Origin of the sequence: Mesorhizobium sp. M0136 (genome assembly GCF_040322515.1) — a bacterium.
Taxonomy (GTDB): Bacteria; Pseudomonadota; Alphaproteobacteria; order Rhizobiales; family Rhizobiaceae; genus Mesorhizobium.
This window is the reverse complement of the sequence record NZ_JAMYTP010000011.1, coordinates 90,680-107,379: the sequence shown is the minus strand read 5'-3', so window position 1 is coordinate 107,379 and position 16,700 is coordinate 90,680. Positions and strand designations below refer to the sequence as shown.

The following is a 16,700-nucleotide window of genomic DNA, read 5'->3' as shown; positions in this document are numbered from 1 at the left end:
GGAGAAAGACAATGCCCACAAATACGAAGATTGATGGCTTTCTAAAGGTTCCCGATATCAAGGGTCCAAGCACTCGAGATGGCCATGAGGACGAAATCGAAATCCATGGCGTCGATTACAAGATGATCGCGCCCTATGATCCAAATTCGCTCTCGCGCCGCGGTCGTGTTTCATTGGGAATGATCAAGTTCACCAAGCACTATGACAAGTCTTCGCCCTACCTGAAAAAGGCGCTGTTCGAGAACAAGGCGCTGGACGAAGTCGTGTTTTCGGCACGGCGGACCATTGATGGCGAGACCAAGGATTACCTGGTCGTCACACTCACCGACGCCTCGATCATGGAATACGACATGTCGCAGGCCGAGGATGAGGAGGACCTGATCGAGGAAGAGGTCAGCTTTGCCTACAAGAAGATAAAGTTCGTCTACGACGACAACGACGAAATCGAAATGGATGTCTATGTCGGCAAGTGAGGCCCGGCGGCCCGGCGCGGACAAGTCGCTGGGTAGCGGCAGCTCGCGAGCAAAGCGCGAAGCGGTCCAGCCCTCTCTATGGGACCGCCTCGTAAACGATCTGCCGGGTGTGACCTCCGAGATAGACGGGCTGCGCCAGGCGCTGCAGGACGAGCTTGGCGCGGAGCGGCTGGACAACCTGGTTGCGGCCAGTGCGCGGCTCATCGACGCCGACGCGGAGTTGACCGCCGACCAGAAGCGGCGTCTGCATCGTCTGGCCTTTCAGAGCCAGCACCGCGCCGAAATCGAAAGTCGCAGCGTGGTGGTGTCGGTTCGTGTGCTCAAGGAGGCTGTGCGGCGCGATGTCGAGGCTTTGTTCAACACCGAACGGTTCGAGGCCGTACCGCTGCTTTCCGATCTTGAAAGCGACCAGGCAGCGGACAACCCGCCGTCGCTCGCCGATTTTCCGGAGGTGCGTCGCAGCGTCGTCAATTACGGCGTGCCTTCCTTCTCGGGCCGTTCCTCCCGCGACTTCGATCGCGAGGCCCTGGCGCGCGAGATCCGCTCGGTGCTTGCCACCTTCGAGCCGCGGCTCAAGGACAGTGCAACAAAGGTTACGGTAACCCTTGGCGACAAAACCGTGGGCCTGAAGATCGAGATAGATGCGGTGTTGATCATGACGCCGACACCCGAACGCATGCGCCTGCGCACCACCATCAATCTCGATAACGGCTTGGCTCGGACCGAATTTAGGGAAGCCTGAGATGGATCGGGTCTTCGTAGAATATTACGAGGAGGAACTGACCCATATCCGTGCGCTGGCGGCAGAATTTGCCGACATGCATCCGGCGATGGCGCGCAACCTTTCACTCGATACGGTCCCCTGTCCGGACCCCTATGTCGAGCGGCTGCTTGACGGTGTTGCTTTCTTGGCCGCGCGGACCCGGCTCAAGGTTGATGCGGAACGCTCGCGCTTCTCGCGAGCCGTTCTTGATGTTCTCTATCCCGATCTTGTCACGCCGGCGCCGGCAACGGCCATGGTGGTGCTCAAACCTGGACAGCAGGTCCAGACAATGATTGGGGGTCATGTCGTCAAGCGCAATACGCGGCTGGTTTCCAGCCTCCAGCCTGGCCTGTCGACGCGTTGCACGTTCACCACCGCCCAGGACATCACGCTGTGGCCGATAGCCATCACCTCGGTCGGGTACTTTCAGGATCGCAGCGCCTTGGCGGCAGCCGGCATCACGCGGATCGGCGGTGTGGATGGCCAGGCGGCGCTTCGCATCACGCTCGCTCGCACTGGAAAAGGCAAGCTCGACGAACTGTCGCTCGACCGCCTTGATCTCTACTTTGCCGCGCGCACCAAGGCACCATTGCTTTTCGACGCGATTTTCGGCGCCTGCTCGGCTCTTGGTACACGAGCGGAAGGCAAGGCCAACCCGATATCACCGTTGCCGGCCCCTGAAATGGTGGGCATCAGCGATGACGAGGCGTTGATGCCTCGTACACGTCCGACGTTCGAAGGATACCGTCTTCTGCGCGAATACTTCATGATGCCGGAGCGCTTTCACTATGCTCGGATTTCGGGGTTGCAGCCCGTTGTGCGCAGATGCACAGCCGAGCTCGAGATCATCTTCATCTTCAGGCGTCCGGTGCCTGAACTTGCCGATCTGGCGGCGGCCGATTTTGAACTTTTCGCAACGCCGATCATCAATCTGTTCGAACGTGAGTGCAATGTCGTCGAGCTCGATCCACGCAAGACGCGGCAGGTGCTGCATGCCGACCGCACGCGGGCGCGCGACTTCGAAATCTATCGGGTTACCCGCGTCGAGGACGCCGAGAGCGAGGGGAGCGACGCCGCAATCCCGGAGCTCTTCAGCCTGGGACAAAACCGCGGCAGCGGTTGGGTTTACTCCACCGAACGGCGCCCGCGGCGCCCGACGGAGGAGGAGCGGCGTGACGGACTCACCCGCACTTCATACACGGGCGACGACGTTTTCCTGGCGATTTCACGCCCAGCGGAAACTCCGCCGAACCGCCCGCTGAAGCGTGTCGACATCGTGGCGCTCTGCACCAACCGCGATCTGCCGATCCTTGATGACAATCCTACCTTGACGCTGGAAGCCGGCGATCCGGTCGAAACAATCCGGCTTCTCGGCGCATTGCGCCCGCCTCGCCCAGCCATCCCTGCAGCACTGCCGGCGGGCGCGGCGGGTGAATCGCGAGCCGACAATCTCGCCTGGCGGCTTGTAGCGCAACTCGCGCTCAACTTTCTAAGCCTTGCAAAGGAAGGTCGCGGCGTCGAGCCGCTGCATGCGCTGCTTGAGCTTTACGCCGACAGGGGAGACCCGAGCCTCGCCCGCAATGTGCACTCGATTGTGCGCATCGACTCCCAGCCGGTCATCGAACGACTGCAGATCGATGGGCCGATGTGTTTCGGACGAGGCACGGAGGTGATATTGCATGTCGATCAGTCTGTCCTGGCGGGGCAAAGCACCTTGCTGCTTTCGGCCCTGCTGGCACGGCTGTTTGCCCGTCACGCCGGAATAAACGGCTTTGTGCGAACCCGCACATGGCTGCTGCAGAAGCAGGAGGATGTGCCATGGCCGATGACGCCCGGCAATCGCTACCTGATCTAGACAAGCCTGGCGTGCACCGGTCCGAAGAGCTGTCAGATGCGTTCGACTTCTTCGAGCTGTTGCGCCGACTCGAACGAAGAGGCGGGCTGTTCGGCTATTCCGGCCCGCCGGAGCGCGAACCCTCGCGGCTCGGGCAGCACGTCCGGCTCAGCTTTTCGGCCAAGGACTTGGCAGAATTTCGCGAAGCGACTGACAAAGCGCCCGCTAGGGTCACGGTCGCAAACATTGGTCTGATGGGACCTGAAGGTCCGATGCCCCTGCATTTGACGCGCTGGGTGCTCGATCGCCTGTCGCAACGCTGGTTCACCGGTGCCGATGCGCAGCAGACCAGCGACACGACCTTCATGGACTTCGTCAACATTCTTCAGAACCGCATGATCGCGCTGTATTACAGGGCGTGGGCGGATGCGCATCCGGCGGTTCAGGTCGAGCGCCCAGTCGGTGGGCGCGTTCGCGCCATGCTTGAAGCCATGGCGGGGATAGGGCTTCCCGGCACCCACAACCCCGAACTGGACGCCGTGAAGCTGCGCCAGGCCGCTTCGCTTGCCAATCAGGTAGACGGCCCCGAGCGGCTGACGCTGTTCCTGTCGGAGGCGTTCAAGGTGCCGGTCCACATCAGGGAGTTCATCGCTGCCTGGATGACCATACCAGCGGCGCTCCAGACCCGCCTTGGCAAAGCCTACGCAGCGCTCGGTCGCGGAGCAACGATCGGTCCGCGCGTCTTCAATCGTCAAAGCAGGATCGAGCTCCGTGTCGGCCCGCTGGGCTATGAGGACTTCAAGGCGTTCCTTCCGGGCGGTCAGCGCCTCAGATTGTTCAAGCAGGCCGTTAGCGACATGGTCGGCGAATCGCTCGACGTCGATGTGCGCATCGTGCTGGCGCGCGATGCCGTTCCGCCACCGCGTATTGGAACCGTGCAACTCGCCCGGACCGCGTGGCTTGCGCGGCCCGCTGAAAGGGGCGATGCTGAAGACTTGCGGCTGCGGACATTAGTCGGCTGGCGGCAGGAAGGGGCGGAGGTCGCGGCATGAGTCTGCTGCTGACGCTGGAGCAAGGGCCACGCACCCAGGCGGTACGGCAGGCCCGGCTTGACGAGGGGGAACTGGTGATCGGCCGCAGCGCGGACGCCGGCTGGAAGATCGACGATCCCGACATGTTCGTTTCACGCGCCCATTGCAGGATCACCGGTGGGCGCGACGGATATTTCGTCACCGATACGTCGAGCAGCGGTTTGTTCATAGACGACTCCGACAGCCCGCTCGGCGCCGGCAAGTCGACGCGTCTTCGCAATGGCATGCGGCTGAGACTGGGCGATTACGTCGTGTATGTCGATCTGCAGACGTCGAGCACTCAAGCAGCAGCAGCAGCGCCAGTTCCGGAGCGCTCGCGGCCGGCGTCTCGGGCGCCGGTCAGCATCGGCCGGGACGATTTCTTTTCAGCCACCGTGGAAGAAGAGCCCCACCGGCAACGTCCAGCCGAGCTGCCGAACCCGTTCGAGCAGCCGATCACGGGTGCGTTCGAGCGCGCCAATTCCAGACAGCGCAGCTCGCCTGCTTTCGATGACCCGTTCAGCCTCGATCCAATCTCAACGCCTGTTTCCAAAGGCACCGCAGAAGCGGCCGGCACGCCCAACCAGACAGACCCATTCGGCCTCGACTCGGGATCGTTCCCCAACGGCGCGACGGAGCCGGCTACGGCAAAGCTGCCGGAATTCAACGACGACTTCGGTTTTGGGCCAGCCGCGGCGCCCAGCCGGGGAAGCGATGCGGGCTCAAACGGTCAGCGCGAGCGTGACGGCCAACCAAAGCAAGCGGCCAATCCCTGGGACGTGCCCATGCGGGCGGCAGATGCCCCTCCCCCAATGCCGGCAGGCCCCAGCCCCGCCCGCCCGCCGCCTGCGAGGCAGCTCGCCGACATGGCGCTTCGCACCGCATTCCTGCGCGGCATGGGCGTCGCGGAAGCCGATTTTCCCGGGCGCGACTCCGTCGCCGAGATGGAAAAGTTCGGCCGCGAATACCGGCTTATGATGGAAGGACTGATGCAGCTGCTGCGCAAGCGTGCCGAAGAAAAGGGAAATGCTCGCGTTGCGCAGACAATGGTCGGAGCCTCTGAGGTCAATCCACTCAAGTTTCTGCCGACGGTCGACGACGCGATAGTGACGCTTATCGCCGAACGCAGCCCCGGATTTCTGGCCGGCGAAGCGGCTATCGCGGATGCGGTTCGCGACCTCGCACAACATCACGTGCGCGCCTGGCGCGGCGTGCAGGCCGCTCTGCGGCGGATGGTCGACCGTTTTGAGCCGGCAGCCATCGAAGAAGAGCTGAAATCGAGTTCCGCGATCGGCACTCTGTTGTCGGGCGGGCGCGGCGCCAAGCTGTGGGAGCTTTACCAGAAACGCCATCGTGAAATCGCCGAGAGCGCGGAAAAGAGCTTTCTCGGCGAAATCGGCGCTGATTTTCGGGATGCATATGAGGAGGAGTAACACATGATCGATCGACGCGAATTTATCGTTGCCTTGGGTGCGACCGGGCTGCTTACGGCCTGTCAAAGCGCCGGGCCGCCAAAACCGTCGGTCATCACGGTCAAGCTGACAGGGGCGGCCGGCATGAACCCTGGACCAGGCGGCGGCGATCGGCCAGTGACGGTGCTGGCCATGCGGCTGCGCAGCACCGGTAAGTTCAATTCCGCCGACTACTTTGCCTTGCAGGGGGATGCCGGCTCGGCACTGGCAGGTGATCTCATCGGATCCGACCAGATTGCCGTCGCGCCTGGAAAAACCGCGACCAAGACCATTACGGTTGAACCGGATGCGACGGCCCTGGGCTTCGTTGCACTTATCCGTGAGCCTGGCGGGCGAAACTGGCGGACGACCAAATCGGTTTCGCCCGGATCAAACTTTGCGATCAATGTCACACTCGGCAGCGGCGGCATTTCCGCCTGACGGCCAAGGCAAGGGGAGCTCGATGCAGAGAGTAGCCGGATGAGCGATGCAAACAGGGTGCTGTGGTCCGAGGGCCTTTTTCTGCGGACCCAGCATTTCCAGCAGCAGGACCGTTTCTTCGAGGCGACTGTGCGCGGCGCATTGCAGGCCGGCCAGCTGCACACGTTCGGCTTTCAGCAATTGACCCTGGATAAGGCATTGCTCGATGCCGGCCAGATCTCGATCCTGTCTGCACGAGGCATTTTCCCTGACGGTACCCCCTTCTCCATTCCGGATCTGATGGACGGGCCGCGTCCGCTGCCGGTCACCCCGGATACAGGCGCCGGCCCAGTGCTGGTCGCCCTGCCGCTCGAGCCGGCCGGCGGCGTTGGCTTCGATCCCGCGCATGCGCCACCCAGCGGTGCGCGCTATCATGGACGGATCGTTTCGGTGCGCGATGCCGTCCAGGGCGGTTCAGACCCCGAAGAAATCGAAATCGCCCGACCGCAATCGCTGTTGCTTGCACCCGGCAAATCGGTCGGCGGCTATACCGCCCTGCCGATAGCCGACATCAAGGGGGTTCGCGCCGATGGCGGCGTTTCGCTGGACGAGACATTCCTGCCACCGGCCCTGGTTACTGGTGCAGTGGCCTGGTACCGGCAATTGCTTCTGGAGGTCGTCACAGGCCTTGACCAGATCGCCGAGGCGCATGGCAAGATGGTCATGGGCGGGCCAGGGCGCAGTGTCGAAGACCTGTTGATGCTCAACCTCGCCAACGCAGCGCGTCCGCGCCTGGCCCATATGCTCGCGCAGGATGTTTTCCATCCGGCCGAACTCTATCTGGAACTGGCCGGGCTTGCCGGTTCGATGGCGACCTACGGCTCGAGCGCGCGGCGACTGGGCGAGCTGCCGGCTTACGATCACATGGCGCCCGGCCCACCGTTTTCGGCGCTGGCGGATGCATTGCGCTCACTGATCCTGAGCCTGCGCTACATCGAGCCGAAATCGCGCGCGCTGCCCGTCATGCGTCATTCGACCAATGTTTGGAAAATCCGCATCGACAATCCGAAGCTGCTGGTGGCCAGCCGGATCGTCATCCGCGTCGGTTCGGAACTGTCGGAGGACGCGCTACGCAAGATATTCGTCAACCAGGCGACCGTGGGCTCCGCGGATGAGTTCGAGGGCCTGTGGAAGTCCCGCCTGCCCGGCATCCCGCTGAAACCGCTTCATTCGCAACCGCGCGAGATTCCTTACGACGGCGATCGGCTGTGCCTTGAGCTCGACCAGAAAAGCGAGCACTGGGCATCGCTGCTCGGTGCCCCAGGCTTCGTCATTGGCGTTTCGGGTGTACTGCCGAGCGAACCGCAGGTGGACTGCTATTCGGTGAACAGGTGAAACCATGAGCCGGGATGATCCTTTCGGACTGTCGGAGGATCGCGAACGCACTCGCATCAGGCTGACCGGCACGCCGATGCCGCGGCCGATGGCGGCATCCTTGCCGGGCGGGCCGGTAAAACGCTCGCGCACCCACCCGAACGGCCTTGTCAACGCCTTCGCGCCCCTGCTCGAGTTTGCGCCGGAGCTTGAGAGCGCGCTGCCACCGGAGAATCCGGAAGTGTTACGAACCAGGCTGCTCGAAGAACTGGTTCGGGCACGCGACACGGCAATGGCGGCGGGGTCGTCGATGGAACGGGCCGATCAGGCAGCCTGGGTGGTGGCGGCCTTGCTCGACGATCTGGCACTGAACACGCCCTGGGGCGGGGCCAGCGCGTGGCCGCGTCAGCCGCTTGTGGTCATGTTGCGGGGCGATGTCGACGCCGGCACGCAGTTCTTTACACGGCTCGACGAACTGGAACGTCATCCGAACCGAGATCGCGAATTGCTCGAACTACAGTATGACTGCCTGGCACTCGGTTTTCGCGGCAAGTATCGCGTGCCCGGCCGGTCGGGCGATCGCTCGCTCAATGCCGTTCGTGTGGCCGCGGCACGTTTCCTGCGCGATGCCGACGCCGAGAATGCCCCGCTGTCACCAAACTGGAAGGGCGTCATCGCATCCGATGAGCCGCAGCGCTTCATCGTTCCGATCTGGGTGATGGCCCTGGCCGCAACGGTTATCGCCACCGCGACTTATGTCGGGCTCTCGATGGGACTCAGCAGCCAGGCGGTTGAGCTTTCAGCGCTGGTCCGCGCCTTGCCGCCGCCGACACGTGGCGACATCAGCCGCGTGTCGCCAACGGTCGATGTCCCGCCGCCGGAGACTGTGGATTTTGCACTGCTGCCCGAATTTGAGGCCGGCGCGCCGGGCAATCTCAGATCGGCTCTCAGCGGCACGGAGAGCGTTTCGCTGGCCAAGCTGGTCATCCAGGCATCCAACCCCGAACTGTTCCAGTCGTCGCGGCCAACACTGACGGAAGGATTCGAGCCGCTGATCGGCTCGATCGCCAAGGTGATCCTTGCCAATCGTGACCTGATCGGCAACATCACTGTGGTCGGACATACGGACGGGGTTCCTCTGCAAAGAACCAATCCGCTGTCGACCAACCAGCGACTGTCTGAGGCTCGCGCCCAGACCATTGCCGACATGCTGGTACAAAACGGAGTGCCGCAGGAACGCGTCCATTCCGAGGGCCGGGCAGCCACGGATCCAGTGGCCGACGACGGCACGCGCGAGGGCCGGGCCCTGAACCGGCGCGTTGAGGTGCTGGTCGAAAAGAGGCTGTGAGATGTTCATCCTGCGCTTCCTCTGGGCGGTCCTGACATCGCGCTGGCTGTGGACACTGATTGGCATCACGCTGCTTTCGTTGGTGATCTGGGTATTCGGGCCGATCGTCAGGGTCGGACCCTACGACCCTTTCGCCTCGGACAATGTGCGCATCGTCATCATCGCGCTGCTGGTCATCTTCTGGCTGATCTGGCTGATCGTTGCCCAGCGTCGGGCGATCCGTGCCAACCGGATGTTCGTCGCCGAAATCGCCGCGCCGGCGGTGGAGAAGCCACTCAGCCCCGGCGAAGAGAATGTCGCTGCCGTCGGTGCCAAGTTCGCCGAGGTCATGGCCGAGTTGAAGCGCCGCAAACTGGGCGGTCGCAAGTTCCTGCGCGAGATGCCGTGGTACGTTATCGTCGGGCCGCCGGCCACCGGCAAGACCACAGCCTTGCGGCAGTCGGGGTTGAACTTTCCGATCGACCTGACCGACGACCTGCAAGGGGTCGGCGGCACGCGCAATTGCGACTGGTTCTTTTCGGAGAGCGCGGTTCTGATCGACACTGCAGGCCGCTATGTCCAACAGGAGAGCCAACCCGACGTCGACGCGGTGGAGTGGCTGGGCTTCCTCGACCTTTTGAAGAAGCACCGGGGCCGTCGCGCGCTCAACGGTGTGATCGTCGCGCTTTCGATCGATGTGCTTTCGGAGGGCGACGACGCCATCAAGGCGCATGGCCGCAAGATCCGGCGTCGGCTGGCCGAGCTCAACGATCGCCTCGAGATCCGCCTTCCGGTCTATCTGATGCTGACCAAAGCCGACCTGATCAAGGGATTTGAGGCTTTCTTCGGCGGTTTGTCGACGGCGGCGCGCGAGCAGGTCTGGGGGACCACGTTCGCACTCGACGCGCATGTCGATGCAAGGACCATCGAGCGGGAAATCGCGACGTTAGCAACCGAGCTCGAGCGGCGGCTGGTGCCCCGGCTGGAGGATGAGGACAAGCTTGCCGCCCGCGCCGAAATCTTCAGGTTTCCCGCCCAACTCGCCAGCCTGTCCGAGCCGATCCAGGTACTGGTCGAGGCGATGTTCGGGGAAAGCCGGTATGAGGAGGCCCCCTGGCTGCGTGGCCTTTATCTGACATCGGCGACCCAGGAAGGGGCGCCGATCGACCGGCTGACCGCAGCGCTGTCTGCCTCCTTCGGCCTTCCGCCGCGCCGGGCGTTGCCCGCGCCGCGTGTCGAAAAACGCAGCTTCTTCCTGAAGAACCTGCTTACAGAAGTCATCTTCAAGGAAGCCGGCCTCGGCACGTTCGATCCGCTGGCGCAACGCCGCCGCGCCTGGATCTGGCGTGGCGCGGCTGCAGCATGTGCCGCAGCCGCCCTGCTGGTCAGCGGGCTGTTCACCTGGTCCTATTACGACAACCGCAACGCGATCGCGGCCCAGGCAAGCCAGTTCGAGGCGCTGCAGACGCCACTGACCTCGGCCGCGGCAAACCCGGCATCCGTAGAACAGCCTGCCATCGATGTCGCCCTCGGTGCCATGGATGAGGTCGCAAATGCCCGCACCCCACCGCCTGGCGCAGCACAGGATTTGCTGGGGCCATCAGCCTCGGCGGAACTGGTGCGAGCACAGACCGACACTTACGATCACGCTTTGCGCAATATTCTTGAGCCGCACATGGTGGCGCTGCTCGAGGCGACGATGTGGCGGCAGATCCGCGATCCGGACTTCATGCTTGGCGCGCTGAAGACCTATCGCATGATGACCGGCCTCTCCCAGATGGATCCGGATTTCGCCCAGAACTGGTGGGTAAACAGTCTGCCCGAATTCGCGGCCGCGGCCCCCTTCCCGACAGCTGACGCGGAAGAGCACCAGCTTGCCGCGATCCGTCGCATGGCGGTTGACGCCAGTTATATCACCCCGGACCAGGCACTGGTTGCAGAGGCATTAAAAACCGTCTGCACGATTTCCTTGCCGGCGCGTGCCTACAAGCAGTTGCTGGCCGACCCGGCGGTAGCTGCGCTCAAGGAATGGATCCCTGCAAACTTCGCCGGCCCAAACGGCGCCAAAGTCTTTGCGCGGCGTTCCGACAAGACGCTTCGGGTCGGCATTTCGGGAGCGTTCACCTATGCCGGCTTCCATGACGCCATTCTCGACCGGGTCGAGGATGTCGCCGCCCAGGCAGCACTCGACCGGGCGGTGTTCGCCGGCGGTTGCTCGGAGAATTCCGAAACCTCGGTGTCGGCGCTGTCAGAGGATATTCTGAAACTTTATTACGACGACTATATCGCGCAATGGGACAGCTTCCTGCGCGACATGAGGCTTGCGCCACTAACCGACCTAAACGTCGCCAGTGAAAACCTCAAGGATCTTTCAAGCGCCGACTCCGCGCTGAAGCGCCTGGTCACCGCGGTGGTCCAGGAGACCGAGCTTACGCGATCCGATGAAGCGCCGGCAAACGACAAAGCGGCGGCAGGTGGCTCGAAACTGCTTGGCAAGCTGGGCAAGCTTGGCAAGATCGTAAAAACCGGAGCAAAGCTTTTGCCGCGTGCGGGCTCCGCCGACGAAGTGGATCTTACCGGCAGTCTGGTGGCCGAGCATTTCAAGCCGCTCAAGGGTGCCATCGCCGAGGTCGAGGGCCAGCCGCCGGCGCTCGACGCCGCCATTGTCGCGCTCACCGCACTGTCCAACGTGCTGCAGACGGTAACGGCCAATCCCGATCCTCAGGACGCCATCAAGAAGCAGGGCGGCCTGGCAGAACTGACTGGAGCAGTTGCCAGGCAGGCGCAGATCCTGCCCGACCCAATCGACGATTGGTTGGGCGGCATTGCCGGCGATACCAGCGGCCTCACGCAGAAGGCGGTCACCTCGGAGCTCAACGCGATCTGGCGAGCCGACATCCTGCCGTTCTGCCAGGCAGCACTCAACAACCGCTATCCTTTCAGCCCTGACAGCGCCGTAGACGTCAATGTTCGCGACTTCGCCCGCCTGTTCGGACCGGCAGGGCTGATCGACAACTTCATAAACGACCACCTGATCAGCTATGTCGACACGTCGGCGCAGCCATGGAAATGGCGCGCCGATTTCGGCCTCGATCCTTCGGCACTGGCCGCGTTCGAACAGGCAAGACGGATCCGCGATGATCTCTTTCCCGGCGGTACAGGCCCGCTGATGAGCTTCACGCTCGAACCGAAGGACCTGTCGCCCAATGTTGCGCGCGTGACGCTCAACCTCGACGGCCAGAACCTCGTCTACTATAACAATGCAACGAGGCCGCAGCCGATGACATGGCCCGGCAAGGACGGCACAGGGGTCATCTCGCTTGCCTTCCAGCCGATCGATGGCTCGCCCGAAATCTTGCTCAACGAGACCGGTAGCTGGGCGTGGCTGAGAATGTTGCGCAGCGGTCGCTTCGCCGGCACCGCGCTGTCGGATGTCTACAGCCTGCGCCTGGGGACGAACGGCATGTACGCCGATTTCCAACTCAAGGCCGCCAGCGTCGAAAATCCCTATAACCTGCAGATGTTCAAGAAATTTTCATGTCCGCCGCAGATATGAGCACTGGATTTTTCGGCAAGATCCCGACGACGGGCGACTTTGTCGCGTGGAACTTGCCGCGGACCTTCATCGACCGCTGGGACCGCTGGATGTCGATGGAGTTGCTAGCGCGACCAGACGAGGGCGAACTTGACCCGCATGTCTGGCGCTTCACGGTGCCGGCTGGCATCTTCTGCGATCAGCCTTGCGCAGGCGCGTGGCGGATGAGCGAGGATCGCGTCGGGCGCAGATATCCATTCGTAGTCGCCGCCGTCGGACGCCCGCCCCGCATGGAAGACGAATGGTTCGATGCTGTGTCCGAGATCGCAGGTGACGCGGTGGCGCACTACTGGACGAGTGCCATGGTTACCGAGCGGATCAACGCGGTTCAGCCGACGCCGGCCAACCACGCGGAGCCCAAGATCGTCTTTTGGTGCGACGGCTGGAACGTGCACGAATGCCATTTCAAAGACATTCATGATCTGGCCGACAACGCCCTGCCGGTTATGCGTACCGTGCCTCTGCCGGCCGAGGAAAGCTGATTATGGCCATTACCGTCTTCGCCGAGAACATGGGCTTCTTCCACAAGGGCAGCAATGGCAAGGGGATCGCGCCGGGCGATGTCTGTCTGTCGCCGCCGTCGCCGCCGGCGGGCCCGGTTCCGGTGCCCTATGTCAATATGCTGTCCTCTTCCGACCTGTCGAAGGGTACCAAAAGCGTCAAAATCGACGGCGAGCCGACGGCGATCGAGAATTCTTCGGAGATTTCGACCAGCACCGGCAACGAGCCGGCGACCCAAGGTCTCGGTGCAGGCGTCATCACCCACAAGATCAAAGGCAAGGGCGTTTTCAAATTGTGGTCGTTCACGGTCAAGGCGGAGGGCAAGGGGGTCGATCGCCACGGCGACATGATGGCTCAGAATACGGCAAGCGATATACCCAATTGCATCGACCAGACAGCGATCAATACCTTCAAGGCGCTGCTGAGACGCAAGGGTATCACACCCGGCCCCTGTCCGAGCAAGCCTTACGACGCGAAGGTCCACAGACCAGATAAGGATCCTTCCCCGGCCCAGAAGAAGGCGGTCCGCAACAAACCATGCTGGGAATGCAAGCGGGACGACGCGCGGGTAAAGCGCGCTCACTGGCGCACGACGCGACCGAGCGGTGGGGCGATTGTACGATACGAGGATCCTGTCCATGGGAAGGATATGGCGCGCGGTAAAGGCCATATGACCCATGACCATCAGCCGCCGCTGTGCGTGGCCTGGGCGCTTGGCGGATGCAATATGAAACTTGCGGATTTCAAGAAGTATTTCGAACGGGCAAGCAGGGTCAAGCCGCACTGCGAAGCGCATTTTCGCAGTCAGGGAAGCCAGGCGGAAGCCTATGCGACAAAGCTAGGTGCGCCATGATCGCGATCGCCAAGAGCTACGACGATATCCAGCAGCGCTACATCGCCGAACTGCGCGCGCTCCTGCCCGAAATCAATGCTTGGTGGAGCGGCATCGTTGCAGTCGAAAGCTTTGATGCCATCTCACTAATCTGGCCGACTGGAATTTCCGGGCACCCGCGCTTTCTGCATATCTTTCGCACGCACTATTTCGAGGTGGAGAATCTGAACCGAAAGAACGAGCACGAATTCGTGGAGGAAGCCGAGAAGTCGCCTGAGGAAAAGTGGGGTGTCGACGACCTCGGCGACAGCCCCCGCTATGTCGGCCATATAGACTTGCTGATCGACGACATCCCCAGCAAGGCCCCCGATCTGACCGAAGTGGTCAACGGCTTCGTTTTTGTGCCGATCGGGCTTGACCAGGACGAAGAGATCACCTGATGGCGCTTATCACCTATTTTGAAACCGACCGCGGCATTCGCCGCCTGCTGCGCCAGCCCGGCTACATCGAGCCCCGGGATGCGAAAATCGCGGCGCGCAAGCTCGCCCAGAGTTCGGGGCGGCATCAGGATCTTTTCGACGGGTACTTGGAAGACATCCAAATGGCCTACGAGATCGCGGCGCCCTGGTGGGCAGACACGGTCAAAGCACAACAACAGCAAGGATTGAACCGCGACGAGGCTATCCGCAAGGCGTTCAACAAGCGCGCCGCCGGCGCTGCCGCGCATGGCCACGTGGTGTGGATTGTACGCAATTACTGGCTCGATTGCTGCGACGCCAACAAGAGCTCTGGAGAGGTCATCTATCCCGAAACCCTGCTTCTGCAATGGTTGATCGACGCTAGGAAGAAGGAATTGGTGCGCCTGATCGCCTGTATGCCGTACTGGCCGATCGGCATGGATGAGAACAGAACCTGGTGCTGACCGATGAGCTTTGCGGTCTGGTTGGAGAATCGTACCCCTTTCGCTGTAGGGTCTTACACACTGCCTGATGCGGAAGGTCAGGAGGTTTTCCTGGGCATTTTTTCGGCGAGCTTCCAAGGCGCGGAGGAAACGACAGCCCTGGAACCGGCCCAGGAACAATTGCCGGTGACGCTCAGCGATGTCTTTTTCGGCGATCCTGCTCTTTCATCGACGCGCTACGAGGCTGACATCGCTATGCGCAAGCCCGGCGTGGACGTTATCGTCAACGGCACCGCATACGCGCCGAACGGGAAGCCGGTTCGAGAAATGCAAGCCGGACTGAAGTTCGGGCCATTGCAAAAGGTACTCAGTATCGTCGGCGACCGCATGTACGATGCCGGCAGCTATAGCGCGCCACATCCATTCACACGGATGCCTATCGTCTATGAACGCGCCTACGGCGGCACCACCGCCGATCTGAAGACCCATCCTCACAATCCGCTGGGAGTGGGTTTCGCCCTTGCCCGCTCGGCTGATCCAGCAGTCAAGACGCAGGCGCCAAACATAACCTACCCGGCTGAGCCATTCATGAGTCCCTCGGACAAGCCGCGGCCGGCCGGTTTCGGGGCGCTCGGGCGCGGGTGGCAGCCGCGCCTGCCGTTGGCAGGGACCTATGATCAGGCCTGGATCGACTCCCAGTGGCCCTTGCCACCGAAGGATTGCGATCCGCGCTACAATCTCGCGGCGCCGGCGGACCAGCAACTTCCCGATCTCAACGGCGGCGATCAGGTCACTCTGATAGGACTCACTCCCGGCGGCCGGTGGAAATTCAAGCTCCCAAGCGTGGTCGCGCCCATCCGCCTGATCTTCGATGACCGCGTCGAAGACCAAGTTTTCAAAGTGGATACGATCATCATCGAGCCCGACATATTTAGGGTCACGCTGAAGGCGCGGGTGGCTATGACGACGCGGCGCAACCGGCCTGCGCTGCGCGAACTTGTCTTCGGGCACGTCACGCCGGCGCTGATTGCGGCGAAACGAAAGGGTAAGGACTATTTTGCGCTGCGCGGGACTGACGGAACCATTAGCGAACGCCCGGCGTGGCTCCCATGAATCGGCCATTGTATATCGTCGGCGGTGGCGCGGTGACGCCCGCCGGCCTGAACCGGCGGCAAACGCTCGCCGCGATCCGCGCCGGGCTCTCCGCCTATGAAGAGTACCTGCTGGCCGAGCCTATGGGTGCATCGCAGATCGTCTCGCGCATTCCCACTCACTGGTCACTGAAAACCACCGATTGGGACTGGCTGGTCAACATGGCGGCGCGCGCCATCATGGACGCGCTCGCATCGACGGCGGCGGATCCGCGAACGACCGTGCTGATCCTGGTGCTACCGGAGCAGTTCAGGAACCATGCGGCCTTCGAAGAAGAATACCCTTCTGGCTTCCTGAATGCCGTCGTGCGCTCATGCGGCGGACCATTCCATGAGGCATCGCGGGCGCTCGATGGCGGCGCCGCCGCAAGCATTGGCGTGCTTCAGAAAATGCCGGAGATACTTGCCCATCCGGGCGTCGAGCGCGTCTTGCTCGGCGGCGTCGACAGTCTGGTCAACGACAAGGATATCGCTCGGCTCGCCGAGGCGGGACGGCTGAAGGGCTCTGACAATTCTCAAGGGCTTGTTCCCGGAGAGGCGGCAGCCTTTGTTTGCTTGCAATCGAGACCAGATTCGAAGTCATCGTGTCTCGCCGCCATCCACGGCGCCGGCTTTGCTCAGGAAGCCGATAGTGTTCTGACGGAGCGATACAGCCAGGGCAAGGCGCTGCTTGGTGCGCTTCAGGGTGCCTTGAATGGGACCGACAGTGGTCCGCAAGAACCTGACATCGTCTTTGTCGTCAGCAATGGCAATGGGGAGCGCTATAGCGGGTGGGAAGCAAATATAGCAAGATCTCGCTTCTATCGTACACGGCGTGAGATCTTGCCGATTGCCTATCCGGCGATGACCGTCGGCGAGGTGGGAGCGGCCGGTGGGGCGCTGGCGCTACTTGTGGCGTCCGACAGTTTCACCGCCGGCTACGCGCCCGGTCCGGTAGCTATGTGCGAAGTTGCGTCCGAAGCCGGATTGCGCGCCACGGCGCTGGTCAGCCAGGTAAAGTCCAGCTGA

General features: G+C 62.4%; 15 protein-coding genes. All 15 read left to right on the top strand.

Annotation, left to right across the window (positions count from 1 at the left end; translation table 11 throughout):
• Positions 1-11: 11 nt before the first annotated feature.
• Genes NKJ35_RS15520 through NKJ35_RS15450 form a run of 15 tightly spaced genes read left to right on the top strand, consistent with a single transcriptional unit; the run spans position 12 to position 16,700 of the window.
• Positions 12-473 (top strand): Hcp family type VI secretion system effector, encoded by a 462-nt coding sequence (locus NKJ35_RS15520; RefSeq protein ID WP_023678576.1) that lies wholly within the window; start codon positions 12-14, stop codon positions 471-473.
• Positions 460-1,215 (top strand): type VI secretion system baseplate subunit TssE, encoded by a 756-nt coding sequence (gene tssE / locus NKJ35_RS15515; RefSeq protein ID WP_352648332.1) that lies wholly within the window; start codon positions 460-462, stop codon positions 1,213-1,215. The genes NKJ35_RS15520 and tssE overlap by 14 nt, the downstream gene beginning before the upstream one ends.
• Position 1,216: 1 nt before the next feature.
• A complete protein-coding gene (gene tssF / locus NKJ35_RS15510; protein ID WP_352648186.1) occupies positions 1,217-3,091 on the top strand; it encodes a type VI secretion system baseplate subunit TssF in 1,875 nt (624 codons plus the stop codon).
• Positions 3,055-4,122, top strand: coding sequence for a type VI secretion system baseplate subunit TssG (gene tssG, locus NKJ35_RS15505; RefSeq protein ID WP_352648184.1), 1,068 nt, complete (start codon positions 3,055-3,057; stop codon positions 4,120-4,122). The genes tssF and tssG overlap by 37 nt, the downstream gene beginning before the upstream one ends.
• The gene (tagH, locus tag NKJ35_RS15500; protein ID WP_352648182.1) at positions 4,119-5,573 is read left to right on the top strand and encodes a type VI secretion system-associated FHA domain protein TagH; all 1,455 of its coding nucleotides are present in this window, start codon (positions 4,119-4,121) and stop codon (positions 5,571-5,573) included. Before tssG ends, tagH begins: the two co-directional genes overlap by 4 nt.
• Positions 5,574-5,576: 3 nt before the next feature.
• Positions 5,577-6,032, top strand: coding sequence for a type VI secretion system lipoprotein TssJ (tssJ, locus tag NKJ35_RS15495; RefSeq protein WP_352648180.1), 456 nt, complete (start codon positions 5,577-5,579; stop codon positions 6,030-6,032).
• Positions 6,033-6,071: 39 nt separating this feature from the next.
• On the top strand, positions 6,072-7,406 hold the full coding sequence (gene tssK / locus NKJ35_RS15490; RefSeq protein WP_352648178.1) for a type VI secretion system baseplate subunit TssK: 1,335 nt from the start codon (positions 6,072-6,074) through the stop codon (positions 7,404-7,406).
• Positions 7,407-7,410: 4 nt separating this feature from the next.
• Positions 7,411-8,733: a type IVB secretion system protein IcmH/DotU gene (icmH, locus tag NKJ35_RS15485; RefSeq protein ID WP_352648175.1), complete on the top strand. Its 1,323-nt coding sequence runs from the start codon at positions 7,411-7,413 to the stop codon at positions 8,731-8,733.
• A 1-nt stretch (position 8,734) separates the two neighbouring features.
• Positions 8,735-12,268, top strand: coding sequence for a type VI secretion system membrane subunit TssM (gene tssM / locus NKJ35_RS15480; protein WP_352648173.1), 3,534 nt, complete (start codon positions 8,735-8,737; stop codon positions 12,266-12,268).
• Entirely contained in the window at positions 12,250-12,789 is a 540-nt protein-coding gene (tagF, locus tag NKJ35_RS15475) for a type VI secretion system-associated protein TagF (RefSeq protein ID WP_352479421.1), read from the top strand. The genes tssM and tagF overlap by 19 nt, the downstream gene beginning before the upstream one ends.
• Before the next feature lie 2 nt (positions 12,790-12,791).
• Positions 12,792-13,661: a DUF4150 domain-containing protein gene (locus tag NKJ35_RS15470; protein ID WP_352479422.1), complete on the top strand. Its 870-nt coding sequence runs from the start codon at positions 12,792-12,794 to the stop codon at positions 13,659-13,661.
• Entirely contained in the window at positions 13,658-14,080 is a 423-nt protein-coding gene (locus tag NKJ35_RS15465) for a hypothetical protein (protein WP_352479423.1), read from the top strand. Before NKJ35_RS15470 ends, NKJ35_RS15465 begins: the two co-directional genes overlap by 4 nt.
• Positions 14,080-14,562, top strand: coding sequence for a hypothetical protein (locus NKJ35_RS15460; protein WP_352479424.1), 483 nt, complete (start codon positions 14,080-14,082; stop codon positions 14,560-14,562). Before NKJ35_RS15465 ends, NKJ35_RS15460 begins: the two co-directional genes overlap by 1 nt.
• 3 nt (positions 14,563-14,565) lie before the next feature.
• Positions 14,566-15,654 (top strand): DUF2169 family type VI secretion system accessory protein, encoded by a 1,089-nt coding sequence (locus tag NKJ35_RS15455; RefSeq protein WP_352479425.1) that lies wholly within the window; start codon positions 14,566-14,568, stop codon positions 15,652-15,654.
• Positions 15,651-16,700 carry a hypothetical protein gene (locus NKJ35_RS15450; protein WP_352648170.1) on the top strand — a complete coding sequence of 350 codons (1,050 nt, stop codon included), beginning with the start codon at positions 15,651-15,653 and terminating at the stop codon, positions 16,698-16,700. The genes NKJ35_RS15455 and NKJ35_RS15450 overlap by 4 nt, the downstream gene beginning before the upstream one ends.

Excerpts from the sequence above, each read along its gene's own strand:
- NKJ35_RS15520 (WP_023678576.1), top strand. The coding sequence starts at position 12 with ATGCCCACAAATACGAAGATTGATGGCTTTCTAAAGGTTCCCGATATC.
- tssE (WP_352648332.1), top strand. The coding sequence starts at position 460 with ATGTCGGCAAGTGAGGCCCGGCGGCCCGGCGCGGACAAGTCGCTGGGT.
- tssF (WP_352648186.1), top strand. The coding sequence starts at position 1,217 with ATGGATCGGGTCTTCGTAGAATATTACGAGGAGGAACTGACCCATATC.
- tssG (WP_352648184.1), top strand. The coding sequence starts at position 3,055 with ATGGCCGATGACGCCCGGCAATCGCTACCTGATCTAGACAAGCCTGGC.
- tagH (WP_352648182.1), top strand. The coding sequence starts at position 4,119 with ATGAGTCTGCTGCTGACGCTGGAGCAAGGGCCACGCACCCAGGCGGTA.
- tssJ (WP_352648180.1), top strand. The coding sequence starts at position 5,577 with ATGATCGATCGACGCGAATTTATCGTTGCCTTGGGTGCGACCGGGCTG.
- tssK (WP_352648178.1), top strand. The coding sequence starts at position 6,072 with ATGAGCGATGCAAACAGGGTGCTGTGGTCCGAGGGCCTTTTTCTGCGG.
- icmH (WP_352648175.1), top strand. The coding sequence starts at position 7,411 with ATGAGCCGGGATGATCCTTTCGGACTGTCGGAGGATCGCGAACGCACT.
- tssM (WP_352648173.1), top strand. The coding sequence starts at position 8,735 with ATGTTCATCCTGCGCTTCCTCTGGGCGGTCCTGACATCGCGCTGGCTG.
- tagF (WP_352479421.1), top strand. The coding sequence starts at position 12,250 with ATGTCCGCCGCAGATATGAGCACTGGATTTTTCGGCAAGATCCCGACG.
- NKJ35_RS15470 (WP_352479422.1), top strand. The coding sequence starts at position 12,792 with ATGGCCATTACCGTCTTCGCCGAGAACATGGGCTTCTTCCACAAGGGC.
- NKJ35_RS15465 (WP_352479423.1), top strand. The coding sequence starts at position 13,658 with ATGATCGCGATCGCCAAGAGCTACGACGATATCCAGCAGCGCTACATC.
- NKJ35_RS15460 (WP_352479424.1), top strand. The coding sequence starts at position 14,080 with ATGGCGCTTATCACCTATTTTGAAACCGACCGCGGCATTCGCCGCCTG.
- NKJ35_RS15455 (WP_352479425.1), top strand. The coding sequence starts at position 14,566 with ATGAGCTTTGCGGTCTGGTTGGAGAATCGTACCCCTTTCGCTGTAGGG.
- NKJ35_RS15450 (WP_352648170.1), top strand. The coding sequence starts at position 15,651 with ATGAATCGGCCATTGTATATCGTCGGCGGTGGCGCGGTGACGCCCGCC.